Origin of the sequence: Rhodococcus sp. SBT000017, from assembly GCF_003688915.1 — a bacterium.
In the GTDB taxonomy this organism is placed as follows: domain Bacteria; phylum Actinomycetota; class Actinomycetes; order Mycobacteriales; family Mycobacteriaceae; genus Rhodococcoides.
The window spans coordinates 2,200,981-2,215,195 of the sequence record NZ_REFU01000001.1; the positions used below are offsets into that span (position 1 = coordinate 2,200,981).

10 protein-coding genes are annotated in these 14,215 nt (G+C 65.7%); 4 read left to right on the top strand and 6 right to left on the bottom strand.

All coding sequences use genetic code 11. From position 1 onward, the window contains the following. Positions 1–6: 6 nt before the first annotated feature. Both sucC and AYK61_RS09995 read right to left on the bottom strand, forming a co-directional pair. Positions 7–1,170, bottom strand: a complete 1,164-nt coding sequence (gene sucC / locus AYK61_RS09990; RefSeq protein ID WP_121870682.1) for an ADP-forming succinate--CoA ligase subunit beta — start codon at positions 1,168–1,170, stop codon at positions 7–9. Between the two features lie 146 nt (positions 1,171–1,316). Next, the gene (locus AYK61_RS09995; protein WP_259468001.1) at positions 1,317–3,182 is read right to left on the bottom strand and encodes a hypothetical protein; all 1,866 of its coding nucleotides are present in this window, start codon (positions 3,180–3,182) and stop codon (positions 1,317–1,319) included. Between the two features lie 240 nt (positions 3,183–3,422). Between AYK61_RS09995 and AYK61_RS10000 the strand changes: the two genes are divergently transcribed. After that, entirely contained in the window at positions 3,423–4,460 is a 1,038-nt protein-coding gene (locus AYK61_RS10000) for a M23 family metallopeptidase (protein WP_121870683.1), read from the top strand. Between the two features lie 70 nt (positions 4,461–4,530). Here AYK61_RS10000 and AYK61_RS10005 read toward each other — a convergent pair whose 3' ends face one another. After that, positions 4,531–7,023 (bottom strand): UvrD-helicase domain-containing protein, encoded by a 2,493-nt coding sequence (locus AYK61_RS10005; protein WP_121870684.1) that lies wholly within the window; start codon positions 7,021–7,023, stop codon positions 4,531–4,533. Positions 7,024–7,317: 294 nt separating this feature from the next. On the opposite strand from AYK61_RS10005, the gene AYK61_RS10010 reads away from it, so the two are divergent. Then, positions 7,318–7,608, top strand: a complete 291-nt coding sequence (locus AYK61_RS10010; RefSeq protein WP_032396247.1) for a chorismate mutase — start codon at positions 7,318–7,320, stop codon at positions 7,606–7,608. 49 nt (positions 7,609–7,657) lie between these two features. Here AYK61_RS10010 and AYK61_RS10015 read toward each other — a convergent pair whose 3' ends face one another. Then, the gene (locus AYK61_RS10015; RefSeq protein ID WP_121872628.1) at positions 7,658–9,109 is read right to left on the bottom strand and encodes an NAD-dependent succinate-semialdehyde dehydrogenase; all 1,452 of its coding nucleotides are present in this window, start codon (positions 9,107–9,109) and stop codon (positions 7,658–7,660) included. 82 nt (positions 9,110–9,191) lie between these two features. Here AYK61_RS10015 and pgi point away from each other — a divergent pair, with 82 nt between their 5' ends. Next, positions 9,192–10,841 carry a glucose-6-phosphate isomerase gene (gene pgi, locus AYK61_RS10020; protein ID WP_121872629.1) on the top strand — a complete coding sequence of 550 codons (1,650 nt, stop codon included), beginning with the start codon at positions 9,192–9,194 and terminating at the stop codon, positions 10,839–10,841. A gap of 129 nt (positions 10,842–10,970) precedes the next feature. Then, on the top strand, positions 10,971–11,939 hold the full coding sequence (locus AYK61_RS10025) for a type IV toxin-antitoxin system AbiEi family antitoxin domain-containing protein (RefSeq protein ID WP_121870685.1): 969 nt from the start codon (positions 10,971–10,973) through the stop codon (positions 11,937–11,939). Positions 11,940–12,005: 66 nt separating this feature from the next. Here AYK61_RS10025 and AYK61_RS10030 read toward each other — a convergent pair whose 3' ends face one another. Continuing rightward, positions 12,006–13,622 (bottom strand): acyl-CoA dehydrogenase family protein, encoded by a 1,617-nt coding sequence (locus tag AYK61_RS10030; protein WP_121870686.1) that lies wholly within the window; start codon positions 13,620–13,622, stop codon positions 12,006–12,008. Further along, positions 13,609–14,211: a TetR/AcrR family transcriptional regulator gene (locus tag AYK61_RS10035; protein WP_121872630.1), complete on the bottom strand. Its 603-nt coding sequence runs from the start codon at positions 14,209–14,211 to the stop codon at positions 13,609–13,611. Before AYK61_RS10035 ends, AYK61_RS10030 begins: the two co-directional genes overlap by 14 nt. Between the last annotated feature and the right edge of the window lie 4 nt (positions 14,212–14,215).

The following is a 14,215-nucleotide window of genomic DNA, read 5'->3' on the forward strand; positions in this document are numbered from 1 at the left end:
TTTCCTCTACTTCGCTGCCAGCTCGGCGGCCTTGTCGGCGCCCTCGTCCATGGTTCCGGCGAGCGTCACCAGCGGGTGCGCGGCGTCGGCGAGAATCTTGCGGCCCTCTTCGACCTTGTTGCCGTCGAGACGGACGACCAGCGGCTTGTTGGCGTCGTCGCCCAGCTTCTGCAGTGCGCCGACGATGCCGTTGGCTACTGCGTCGCATGCGGTGATTCCGCCGAAGACGTTGACGAACACGCTCTTGACCTGCTCGTCACCGAGGATGACGTCGAGGCCCGCGGCCATGACCTCGGCCGAAGCGCCGCCGCCGATGTCGAGGAAGTTGGCGGGCTTGACGCCGCCGTGTGCCTCGCCCGCGTATGCGACGACGTCGAGGGTCGACATGACCAGTCCGGCACCGTTTCCGATGATGCCGACCTGTCCGTCGAGCTTGACGTAGTTGAGGTCGTTCTCCTTGGCCTTGGCCTCGAGGGGATCGGCTGCGTCCTTGTCCTCGAACTCGGCGTGGCCGGCCTGACGGAAGTCGGCGTTGGCGTCGAGCGTGACCTTGCCGTCGAGGGCGAGGATCTGATCGTCCGGGGTGCGAACCAGCGGGTTGACCTCGACCAGGAGAGCGTCTTCGTTGATGAAGACCTCCCACAGCTTCTGGATGGTCACCGCAGCGGCGTCGAGCACCTCGGCGGGAAGCTTGCCCTTTTCGGCGATTTCACGAGCGAAAGCAAGATCGACGCCCTTGACGGCGTCGACCGGGATACGTGCGAGTGCGTCGGGGTTCTCCTCCGCCGTCACCTCGATTTCGACGCCACCCTCGACCGAACACATTGCGAGGTAGGTGCGGTTGGTGCGATCGAGCAGGAAGGAGATGTAGTACTCCTCGGCGATGTCGGAGGCCTCTGCAACGAGAAGCTTCTTGACGACATGGCCCTTGATGTCGAGTCCGAGAATCGCTTCTGCGTTCTCGGTGGCTGCTGCGACGTCCTTGGAGTACTTGACGCCACCGGCCTTGCCGCGGCCGCCGACCTTGACCTGTGCTTTGACCATTACTGGCTTGCCGATTTCTTCGGCAATCTCTGTTGCTCCGGCGACCGTGTCGGTGACACGACCGGCGGAGGTGGGTACGCCATGCTTGGCGAACAATTCCTTCGCCTGGTATTCGAAGAGATCCATCAGCTCACCGTCTCGTCTACGTTGACGCCCGCTCCAGGGGTGTGAGCGGGTCTGAGCATGGACTTTATCCAGGTGCCCCGACGGCGCATCGGGCGCATGCATGCTATGTGGCCTATCTCACCGCTACCAGGCCGGTGCAATCGGCGTCACCGATCCGTGCGGCGGGCCGAAAGTGCCGCCGCGACAGCGAGAACGACGATTCCGACCACCGACGGCACGACGCCGGGGCCCATTTCCGGATCGGTGGCACGCGCAGATGTCAGGGGCCACGACGCCAGATACACGATCCCGGCGACGGCTGCCCCGCCGAGCAGGACGCTGCCGCGCGCGGGCCGAGCTCGCGCCGCGACGACGGCGGCAAGAACAACTCCGACGGCGAGCAGCATCTGTCCCCAGGTGTCCCAGCCCCACGGGAACTCGGTGACCGTCGCGGCCGTCAGGTCGCTGCCTCGATACAGGGGCAGGGCCAATCCGACGGCGAGCAGAACGGCACCGAGCAGGGCGGTGCCCAGCAGCGGGCCGTCGGTCGCTGCGTCCTGGGACGTGTCGACGTCGTCGCGCTCGGCCGATCCGGCGAACAGTGCCAGCAATCCGGTCGTCACCGCCGCCACGACGCCCGCGATGATCGCCAGAGCGCCGACGCCGGTGCTCACCCCCTCCACGTCCTCGGCGAGCACCACCGACTGCAGAACCGCGGCCGCAGCAGCCACCGCGCCGAGCCAGAACATCGACACGAACGGCCGCGCAGCCGAGGCGAACTCGGAGAACAGCAGCGGCACCGAACCCAGAATCATCACGAATCCGGCGACCAAGACCACGCGAGTGGCCAATATCTGTGGCGCGGCGATCCCCGAGTCGGTCTCCAGAATCGGCAGCAACGATCCGGCGACGAACAGCACGCCGGACAGCACTCCTGCAGTCCCGGCTGCGGCGTGCCACCTCGTCGTTCCGGGACCGGCGACACCGCGGACCCCTCGCGTACCCGTCTCACGCTGCTGCGCTCTCTCCAGCGCTCGACGGTCACGCGCTGCCGCGACGGGCGCGATCACTGCGCCGCAGACCAGCAGACCGAGCCCTGCGACCGTTCCCAGGTACGCACCGAGTCCGGCATCCACCCGGTCACCGGTACCGAGTCCCGCGAGCAGACCGACCCCGGCGAACCCGAGCACGCCGAGTCCGGCTCCGACGGACGCACCCGACGCCACCTGCGGCGACAGTGCGGCCAGCGCAGATGCGGCCACCACGAGCGCCGCGATACCGACCACTCCGGAGCCCACCGCGACGAACACCGGCGACTCGACCACCGCCGTCACGATCACCACCGGATCGGACGAGCGGTACAGCGAGGCGAACGCCGCAACCGCCGCCAGCACACCGAACGCGCCGAGCAGCCCCGCGAGCAGCGGCCCGACACGCCCCGCCGCCGCGCGCCCCACGTGCTCGGAATACACCGAGTGGCCGTACCCGTCACCGAGCCCGGCGCGGTGCACAGCAGACCACCCCGCAACACCCGCCAGAACCGACACAGCGTGACCGACGAGCAGAACGTAGGCGCCGGGGGTGGCGTCGAGCATCGCGGCGCTCAGCGGGCGGAAGAGCTCGAGCCGATTCGCGTCGATGGGATCGGACAACAGGGCGACGTCGAGCAGTGTGAATCCGAGTGCCACTGCGCCGTACCCGGCCAGAAGCGCCGCAGCGAACTCGACGCGTTTGCCCACCACGCACACCGCGGCTCCGATGACCACGACGACGGGGACGGCACCGGCCAGGATCGCGGCCACCATTGCCCCGTCACCCACCGGCGAACCGTCGACGCTGCGGACGACGCCGATCAGCTGGGCCACCACCGCGGCGACCGCAGCGATCAGAGCGAGTACGACGGCGAGCGCGATGCGCGGGGTGGGCGACGGATCGTCCGCTCGGCCGAACTCCCCTTCCTGGGGTCGGATCCGTTGTGGTTCCGCTCGCTCGGAGCCACGGGCGGACGAGTCGTCGAAGGTAGGAGTCGGCACTCGGATCACGGTATCGGCTCGATCGGTGCGAGAACCGTTACTGTCGCCGTGTGCCGTCCACGGGTTCTCGTGTCCGATTACGAATGTGGCTCGTCACGACATAACCGCTGGTCGACTTGTGAGCCATCTCACATATGCCCCCGGTTTGGGCTGTTAACTTGCGCGCCCCGCAATCATTTCGTTACCGTCTGCCGAGTCTTTCAGTAACGGCCAGGTCACGGATAACGGAGGTTGTAGGTCTTGCAGCAACACCGTGCGTCCTTCACGTCAAGCCGGTTCTCTCGACCAACGGCCGAAGACGCGACCACGGTCTACAGCTACGAGCCCATCTCCGAGCCTGCCGACGACAACAGCGCGTACGACGCGTACTCCTACCCCACGCACCAATACGCCGAGGCCCAGTACGCCGAGGCCAAGTTCGTCGAGACTCCGTACATCGCAGCCGACGAGTCGCCGACCGTCGTCACCTCGTTCGCCACCACCGCAGACGCCACCCCCGTGGCCCGTCGCGGCGGCGCACACCGCATTCCCCTTCCCCCCACCGCACTCAAGGGCCGGGCTGCAGTTCTCGCAGTCGCCGCGGGTGCGGTTGTCGCGGCAGGCCAGGCCGTCGTCAACGATGACTCACCCGCCGCAGTCGCCACCTCCGAGTACGCACTCGCCGCAGGTGAAGCACCCGCCGCTTCAGCAGTCGCGGCCACCACCACTCCGCAGACCACCGAGATCGAAGCCGACTCGTCCAGCGCGACGCCGTCGGAGGCACCGCAGATTCTCAGCATCGCTGCGCCGGTGGATCTGAGCCAGTTCAACGACCTGCTCGCCAAGGGACAGCGGTTCAGCGAAGAGCGTGCCGCACGCGAAGCCGCTGCTCGCAGGCCGCTGTTCGCACTCCCGGCGCAGGGCACCTACACCTCCAACTTCGGCACCCGCTGGGGCGTTCTGCACGCCGGCGTCGACGTTGCCAACGCCATCGGAACTCCGATCTACGCCGTCGCCGACGGCAAGGTGATCGACTCCGGTCCCGCCGCAGGCTTCGGTATGTGGGTTCGCGTGCAGCACGCCGACGGCACGATCACCGTCTACGGCCACATCGACACCTCGACCGTCACTGTCGGTCAGGACGTCATGGCGGGCGATCAGATCGCAACCATGGGCAACCGCGGCTTCTCCACCGGCCCGCACCTGCACTTCGAGGTCCACCTTCCGGGCGAGGTCAAGATCGACCCGCTCCCGTGGCTCGCTTCCCGAGGAATCTCCCTCGGACCCGAAATGGACTGAATTCTCCTTCATCGCACAACAAGCCGGACCCCGCTTTCGCAGGGCCCGGCTTTTTCGTGTACCGAAAGACTCAGAGCTTGGTCATCGGAACACCGCCGATGAGCATCATCTTCACGCGGCCGGCCGAACCGAAGTCGATCAACACCATCGCCTTGACTCCGGCACCGGTCGATTCCAGCACCGTGCCCAGGCCGTACTTGTCGTGGCTGACTCGATCGCCCACGGCGAGAACGAGATTGGAGTTGCGCCCCTTGGCGGCACCGAAACTCGGCGTCGAACTCTGACCGCGATTCGAGGACCCGCCGTAGCTGCCCGAGCCGTAACTGTTCGAGCCGTAACTGTTGGAGCCGTATCCTCCACCCGAGCCGTAACTGCCGGATCTGCCCCCGCCGATGGCTCGGCCTCCCCCGGTGCCCGGATCCTCGCGTCGCCAGTCGATCAGGTGCTGCGGAACTTCTTGCAGGAAGCGCGATTCCGGGTTGGCGATGGGCTGGCCCCATGCCGAGCGCATGATGGCGCGCGTGAGGTACAGCCGCTGCCGCGCCCGCGTGATGCCCACGTACGCCAGGCGTCGTTCCTCGGACAGTTCGTTTGGGTCGCCGAGCGCCCGCATGTGCGGGAATTGGCCGTCCTCCCAGCCCGTAACGAAGACCACCGGGAATTCCAGACCTTTGGCGGTGTGCAGCGTCATCAGGGTGACGACGCCGGTACCCGAATCGGGGATCTGATCGGTGTCGGCCACCAGCGATACCCGTTCGAGGAACGCCGCGAGCGAGCCCGGCTCGGCCAACCCGTCGACGCCACCGTCCTCGTCGCCGTTCTCGTCGTCCCCGGTTTCGAGAGCTTCCGCCGCCACTGCGGCCTGATTGCGCGCCTCGGAAGTGAATTCCCGTGCGACGCTGACGAGTTCGTTGAGGTTGTCGAGGCGAGCACCGTCCTGCGGATCACTGCTGGCTTCGAGTTCGGCGCGGTAGCCGGTGCGGTCGAGTACGGCTTCGACGACATCGCCGATGTCTGCGATGTCGTTGCCGTCCCCGTCGGTCGCGGTGAGCACTGCACGTAGTTCGTCGAGCAACTCCATGAACTGCGCGATCAACTTCTGCTGCCGCGAGTTGAGCAACGCCACCTTGCCCGCGGCCGCGTCGTACAACGCGCGCGAGAAGCTGATGTCGCGCTGCTCGGCGTGCACGGCGACACAGGCCTCGGCACGGTCGCCGATCCCCCGGCGCGGAGTGTTGAGGATGCGCCGCATGCTGACGGTGTCGTCCTCGTTGGACAGCACGCGCAGGTATGCGACGAGGTCACGTACTTCCTTGCGCTCGTAGAATCGGACGCCGCCGACGACCTTGTACGGCAGTCCGAGTCGGATGAAGATCTCTTCGAGCGCACGCGAGGAGTTGTTGGTTCGGTAGAAGACGGCCACCTCGTCGAAGCGCACGTCTCCGCCGTCGACGAGTCGGTCGATCTCCGAGGCCACGAACGATGCCTCGTCGTGCTCGTTGTCGGCGACGTAACCGACGATCAACTCGCCCTCGCCGGTGTCGGTCCACAGCTTCTTCTCGCGTCGGCCGATGTTGCGCGAGATCACCGCGTTGGCGGCCGAGAGGATGTTCTGCGTCGATCGGTAGTTCTGCTCGAGCAGGATGGTCCGCGCGTCGGGATAGTCGCGCTCGAATTCCTCGATGTTGCGGATCGTGGCACCACGGAAGGCGTAGATGGACTGATCCGCATCGCCCACCACACAGAGCTCGCCCGGCGCGACGGTGCCCTCGAGTGCGCCGTCGGCGTCGGGGGTACCGACCAGTTCGCGGACCAGCATGTACTGGGCGTGGTTGGTGTCCTGGTACTCGTCGACCAGAACGTGCCGGAACCGGCGTCGGTAGTACTGGGCCACCTGAGGGAACGCCTGCAGAATGCCCACCGTCTCGCCGATGAGGTCGTCGAAGTCCATGGCGTTGGCCGCGCGCAGCCGCTGCTGGTAGATGCCGTAGACCTTGGCCACCAGCCGCGGCAGCTCGGCAGGATCACCGTCGGCATCCTCCGCCGCCTTGTCGGGTCCGATCAGCTCGTTCTTCAGGTTCGAGATCGCCGTCGAGAGCAGCCGCGCCGAGAACTTCTTGGTGTCGATCTGCAGATCCTTGGAGATCATCGTCAGCAGCCGCCGCGAGTCGTCCGCGTCGTAGATGGAGAAGTTCGAGTTCAGACCGGGCAGCAGCGCAGCCTGCGCGCGCAGAATCCGCACGCAACTCGAGTGGAACGTCGAGACCCACATGGCGTTCGCTCGCGGTCCCACGAGTCCGGCGACTCGCTCGCGCATCTCGGCAGCGGCCTTGTTGGTGAACGTGATGGCCAGCACCTGGCCGGGTGACACTCCTCGCTCGGCCAGCAGATACGCGATGCGACGCGTCAGCACCGCCGTCTTGCCCGACCCGGCTCCGGCCACGATGAGCAGCGGAGATCCGGTGTGCACAACGGCCTCACGCTGCTGAGGATTGAGCCCTTCCAGCAGTGCGTCGGACGAGGTGTTCTGTCGGGACTGGAGGCCCTGGAGGAATGTGTTCATCGTGTGGTCAGGTTACCGGCGCGTACCGACAAACCCACATCCCGTGGTCGTCGGCCGAACCGACGACTTTTCAGGAGGGTTGACCCGTGGCACACTGGATCGGTGATCGAAAAAACCGTACGTCATCGCCTGCATCGGGTCGGCCGTTGTTCGGCCGCGCGCGCAGGAGCCTGTCGATAGACGCAACGCCCGGTTCCAAACGGGAACCGAACGATCGGCGATGCAGTTCCGAATACGAAAGGCGTAACGGTGACGGACGACGCAACGATCCAAGATGTGACCCGAGGAGAGACGATGGCCATGACGACGAAGATCGACTCAGAGACCGCATTGCCCACCAGCGAAGCCGAGATCAACGACCTGCGTCAGGAAATCGACCGCCTCGATGCCGAGATCCTCGCCGCAGTGCGACGTCGTTCCGAGGTCTCGCAGATCATCGGGCGCACCCGCATGGCCTCCGGCGGACCGCGCCTGGTTCACAGCCGTGAGATGAAGGTTCTGGAGCGTTTCAGCAGCCTGGGCCAGGAAGGCCACACGCTGGCCATGCTCCTGCTCCGTCTCGGCCGCGGTCGTCTCGGCCACTGATTCCACCCCCGGGTCGGGCGCGCCGAGTGCGCACCCGACCTGCGTTCGTTCACTTCAGAGCGATGTACTTGGTCTCGAGGTACTCCTCGATACCCTCGGATCCGCCTTCGCGGCCGAATCCCGATTCCTTCACCCCACCGAACGGCGCAGCCGCGTCCGAGATCACTCCGCGGTTGACGCCCACCATGCCACTGTCGATGGCGTCGGCCACCCGTAGCGCACGATCGAGACTCTCCGTGTAGATGTACGACGCCAAGCCGTACTCGGTGTTGTTGGCTGCGTCGATACCTTCCTGCTCGGTGTCGAAGCCGACGATCGGAGCCACCGGCCCGAACACCTCTTCCTTCAGGATTCTCGCCTCGGCAGGCACCTCGGTCAGGACGGTCGCCGGGTAGAAGTAGCCGTCCCCGCCCGGCGCTGTACCCCCGAGCGCCACTGTCGCCCCCTTGGCCACCGCGTCGTCGACGAGTTCCTGCACGGTCTCGAGCTGATCGGCGTTGATCAGCGGTCCGAGCTTGGTATCGGGGTCGACGCCGGGGCCGAGCTTCATCTCGGTCATCTTCGCCACGAGTTTGCTGGTGAACTCTTCGCGCACGCTGTTGTGCACGTGCAATCGGTTCGCCGCGGTGCAGGCCTCGCCGCCGTTGCGCATCTTGGCGAGCATCGCACCGTCCACCGCGTCGTCGATGTTCGCGTCGTCGAACACCACGAACGGTGCGTTGCCGCCGAGCTCCATCGAGGTGCGCAGCAGCCGGGTCGCGGACTTCTGGACGAGAGACTTGCCGACGCCCGTCGAGCCGGTGAAGGTGAGTTTGCGCATCCGCGGATCCTCGATGAGGGGTCCGGTGACGTCGCCGGACTTCGACGTCGTCAGCACCGAGAGCACACCTTCGGGCAAACCGACCTCGTCGAAGATCTGAGCCAGCAACAGCATCGTCAGCGGGGTCTCACGAGCGGGCTTGACGACGATAGTGCAGCCGGCGGCCAGAGCGGGCCCGATCTTTCTGGTGCCCATCGCCAACGGGAAGTTCCACGGGGTGATCGCCAGTACCGGCCCCACCGGCGCCTTGGTGACGAGGATTCGTCCATTGCCCGCCGGGGCCGGGGTGTAGCGACCGCCGATGCGTACTGCCTCCTCGGCGAACCAGCGGAAGAATTCGGCACCGTACTTCACCTCGGCCTTGGATTCGGCGAGGGCCTTACCCATCTCCAGGGTCATCAGCAGCGCGATGTCGTCGGCGCGTTCGGTGACCTTCTCGAATGCCGCTCGAAGAATTTCACTGCGCTCGCGGGCAGGTGTTGCCGCCCAGCTCTTCTGCGCCGCTGCGGCTGCGTCGAGCGCCTTCATCGCGTCGGCAGGCGATGCGTCGGCCACCTCCGTCAGGGGCCGACCGGTGGCCGGATCGTTCACCGGGAACGTCTTACCTCCTTCGGCGTCGACGGCCTTTCCGCCGATCCACAGTTTTGCCGGAATCGAATCGATCAATGCACGTTGGTCCATACCGTCCATGATGCCTCCGCAGCGCCCGACGCAAACGAGAACGACGCGCGCGCGGTGCCGCCCCGCATTAGTGTTGGCTCGTATGAGCGTCGATATCACCGGCACGGATGCCTGGCAGAAGCTGACCGATCACCATTCCGCGATTGCCGATACTCATCTTCGAACTCTGTTCGCCGATGACGCCGACCGAGGTCGTACGTTCACCCTCGAGGCCGCGGACCTGCACATCGACTACAGCAAGCACCGCATCACCAGTGAGACCGTCGAGTTGCTCGTCGAACTGGCCCGTACCGCCGATGTCGAAGGCAAGCGCGACGCCATGTTCGCGGGCGAGCACATCAACACTTCCGAGGACCGCGCCGTTCTGCACACTGCGCTGCGTCTGCCGGCCGACGCTTCCCTGACCGTCGACGGTCAGAACGTGGTTGCCGATGTACACGAAGTCCTCACGGCCATGGGCGAATTCACCGATCGAGTGCGTTCGGGCGAATGGGTCGGTGCCACCGGCGAGAAGATCGCCACCGTCGTCAACATCGGCATCGGCGGCAGCGACCTCGGACCGGTCATGGTCTACAACGCACTCCGCCACTACGCCGACGCCGGGATCTCCGCGAAGTTCGTCTCGAACGTCGACCCCGCCGATCTGGTCGGTGCACTCGACGGACTCGACCCGGCGTCGACGCTGTTCATCATCGCGTCCAAGACATTCTCCACCCTCGAAACGCTGACGAACGCCACCGCGGCCCGGCGCTGGCTCGTCGACGCGCTCGGTGAGGACGCCGTCGCCAAGCACTTCGTTGCCGTGTCCACCAACGCCGAGCGCGTTGCGGATTTCGGTATCGACACCGCCAACATGTTCGGTTTCTGGGATTGGGTGGGCGGACGCTACTCCGTCGATTCGGCAATCGGGTTGTCGGTCATGGCCGTTGTGGGCAAGGAAGCGTTCGGCGAATTCCTCGACGGTTTCCATCGCATCGACGAGCACTTCCGGTTGACGCCGCTGGCCGAGAACGCGCCGGTTCTGCTCGGCCTCGTCGGCCTGTGGTACAGCTCCTTCTTCGGCGCGGAAACCCGTGCAGTGCTGCCGTATTCGAATGACCTCTCCCGTTTCGCGGCGTACCTGCAGCAGCTGACGATGGAGTCCAACGGCAAGTCCGTCAAGGCCGACGGTTCCCCCGTCACCACGCCGACCGGCGAGATCTTCTGGGGCGAGCCGGGCACCAACGGCCAGCACGCCTTCTACCAATTGCTGCACCAGGGAACACGTTTGGTTCCTGCGGACTTCATCGGATTCGCCGAACCCACCGACGATCTGCCCACCCGCGACGGCACCGGCTCGATGCACGATCTGCTGATGAGCAACTTCTTCGCCCAGACCAAGGTGCTTGCCTTCGGCAAGACGGCCGAGGAGATCGCCGCCGAGGACACTCCGGCAGATGTGGTGCCGCACAAGGTGATGCCCGGCAACCGCCCGTCCACCTCGATTCTCGCCCCCAAGCTCACGCCGTCGGTGGTCGGGCAGTTGATCGCCCTGTACGAGCACCAGGTGTTCGTCGAAGGTGTCATCTGGGGCGTCGACTCCTACGATCAGTGGGGCGTCGAACTCGGCAAGACCCAGGCACTCGAACTGACGCCGGTACTCACCGACACCGAAGCCCCTGCCACGCAATCGGATTCATCCACCGATGCGCTGGTGCGCTGGTACCGCTCGCAGCGGGGTCGTTCGAGCTAGGGGCCACTCCGTCGCGAATCAGCTCCCCACTTTTGGATATCCGCCTCCGATCGGCGTCGGAAATCCAAAAGTGGGGAGCTTTTCCGTTGCTGATGGATCCGTTTCGACACCCGGCGCGTCCAAGAAGTCATGGACTTACCCCAGACGGATCTGTTCACCCGGGCCGATGCGCTCGCGTTCGGCTTGACCGACGACGACCTGCGGAGACTTCGCCGCACCGGTGAACTGTCGGTACTGAGGCCGGGGTTCTACGTGCCGCATGCGGTTCTGCAATCAGCGAGTCCGACCGAAAGACATTCCTTGCTGGCGCGGTCTTATCTGACATCCGCGCCCGCGGACCACGTGCTCAGCCACGTCTCGGCGGCCATCGCCTGGGGCTTCGACATCTGGCAGCTACCGCTGGACAGGGTGCACATGACGCACGGACTCGACTACGCCAGCAAGCGTCGCCCGCTCCGAATTCTCCACGGCACCACGCTGGAACCCACCGAGCGGACGACTGTCAACGGCTTTCCGGTCACCACGGCAGCCCGCACCGTCGTCGACATCGCGCGCACCACGACCGTCGAGCGGTCCGTGTGTGTAGGCGACAGCGCGCTGAGGTCCGGCCACACCGATTCCGACGCACTGTCGACGGCGGTGGAGTCGGCACGGTTCCGCACCGGTATCTCCGCCGCCCGACGTGCGGTGTCACTGATGAGCGGGCGCAGCGAGAGCGTCGGCGAATCTCGAAGTCGGGTGCTCTTCGAGACGCTCCCCCTGCCGACTCCGCTGCTCAATCAATGGGTGTACGACGGTGCGGGCCGCTTCGTCGGACGGGTCGACTTTCTGTTCTGGGAGTTCAAAGTGATCGGTGAGTTCGACGGCGAATCGAAGTACGACTCCAAGCAGGTACTGCTCGACGAAAAGTATCGAGAGGACCGGCTCCGCGAGTTGGGGTGGGTGATCGTGCGGTGGAATTGGCGGGACCTGGACGATCCTCGAACACTACTTCGCCGCTTCGAGCAGGCATTCGCCCGCGCGGCAGGCCTTCCTACGCCGGCCGGGTGGTTCGGAGACCAGCGGCTGGTGCCCAATCAGCTCCCCAGTTTCGGATAACCGACTCCGATCAGCGTCACTAATCCAAATATGGGGAGCCGATCCCCCCAGAGCCGATCCGCCGCATCACACCCGCGTCAACACCGCCGCCGTATCGACTCCTGTCGGCAGGGTGCCGAAGGCGATGCCCCAGTCTCGGTCGAGTCGACTGGCGCAGAAGGCATCGGCCACAGCGGGGTTCCCGTGCATCACCAGTTGCGCGCCCTGGAAGGTCAGCGCCATCAGTTCGACGACTCGCCTGGCCCGGTATTCCATGTCGGAGGTGTCGGACAGTTCCTTGCCGACGCGGGCGATGGCGTCGTCGAGGCGAGAATCCGAGCCCGACGCCTGGCCGATCTCACCGAAGAACGCCTCGACGCTGTCGGGTTGGCGGGCCAGTGCACGGAGGGAATCGAGTGCGGCGACATTGCCGGAGCCTTCCCAGATCGACATCAGCGGCGATTCGCGGAACAACCGAGGCATTCCCGATTCCTCGACATAGCCGTTGCCTCCGAGACATTCGAGTGCTTCGGCGGCGTGGGCCGGTGCTCGTTTGCAGACCCAGTACTTGGTGACGGCCAACGCGATTCGGCGTAGTGCGCTCTCCTGCTCGTCGCCGCGGGCCGAACCGTCGGTGGCCTGCGCCAGGCGGATCATGGCGGCGGTGGCGGCTTCGGACTCGATAGTCAAGTCTGCCAGCACGTTTCGCATCAGAGGCTGATCGACGAGTGCGGCCCCGAACGCAGACCGATGACGCGCATGATGGACTGCGCGCACGGTGGCGTTGCGAATTCCGGCCGCGGACCCGATGACGCAGTCCAACCTGGTCATGTTGACCATCTCGATGATGGTGCGCACACCGCGACCCTCTTCGCCGACGAGCCAGCCGGTGGCCCCGTGGTATTCGAGCTCACCGGATGCGTTCGACTTGTTGCCGAGCTTGTCCTTCAGGCGCTGCAGCATCATTCGGTTGCGGGTGCCGTCGGGCAGGACGCGCGGCAGCATGAAGCACGAGAGCCCGCCCGGTGCCTGCGCCAGGGTGAGGAACATGTCCGACATCGGCGCGGAGGTGAACCACTTGTGGCCGGTGATCGAATACGTTCCGTCCGACGACGGTGTGGCCGTGGTGGTGTTGGCGCGTACGTCGGATCCGCCCTGCTTCTCCGTCATCGACATGCCTGCGATCAGTCCGCGCTTGCTCGACGGGGTCCGCAGGCCGAAATCGTATTCCCTCGACGCCAGCAGCGGCTCGTACTGCGCAGCCAGAGAAGGATTGTGCCGCAACGCCGGAACGACGGCATAGGTCATCGAAATGGGACACATGTGCCCGGCCTCGGCCTGCCCCCAGACGTAGAACTTTGCGGCGCGGGCAACGTGTGCACCGACGCGGTCGTCGACCCACGGACTGGCGTGCAGTCCGTGCTCGACGGCAACGGTCATCAGATCGTGCCAGTGCGGGTGGAATTCGACCTCGTCGATGCGGTGCCCGTACCGATCGTGGGTCTTCAACACGGGCGGGTTCTCGTTGGCGAGCCTGCCCCACTCCTGGGCCGCCACTCCACCGGCGAGAGTCCCGAGCCTGCGGACCTCGTCGAGTGCCCAGCCTGCACCTGCCCGCGCCACACCGTCGAGCAACGACGGGTCCGCGGAGGTGTCGTAGGGCGTCAGGTCGATTGCCTGGTTGAATACCTCATGCGTGTCCATCTCGAACTCCTAACGCGCGCAACGACAATGCGACAAGACTGGGTATTGGATCCACCGAATCGTGCGAGGACAACGGGCCGACCATCACTTCGCCGACGGCACCGACCAGAGCCGCTGCCGAGATCGCCGCGTCCTGCTCGGGGATCTCTCCGGCTTCGATGCCCGACACGATCGCGTCGGCGAAGGCATCGGTGAATTTCTGCCGGAACACCAACCGCTCGGCGTCGACGGCCGGGTCAACCGGTTCGGCCAGCAGGGCATACGCCATCGTCCGGTTCTTCAGGGCGCGTCCGGCGAAGGTCTGCACCACTGCGGTCACTCGCTCGACGGCGCTGCCGTGCTCGCACGCGGTGACCACTGCGGCAACCTCCCGACTGCAGACCTCGCGGAAGATCGCGACCACAAGATCCGACTTCCCCTCGAAATGGGTGTAGACGCTGCCGGAGGACACCCCTGCTGCCGCGGCGACCGACGCCACCGACAGGCCGGCGTACCCCTGCGTCGAGAGGACCTCGATGGCGGCGGCGAAGAGTTTCTTGCGTGCGGCATCGAGCCTGGCCTGCACTGCAGGGGTTCTTCGGTACGGCATGCAA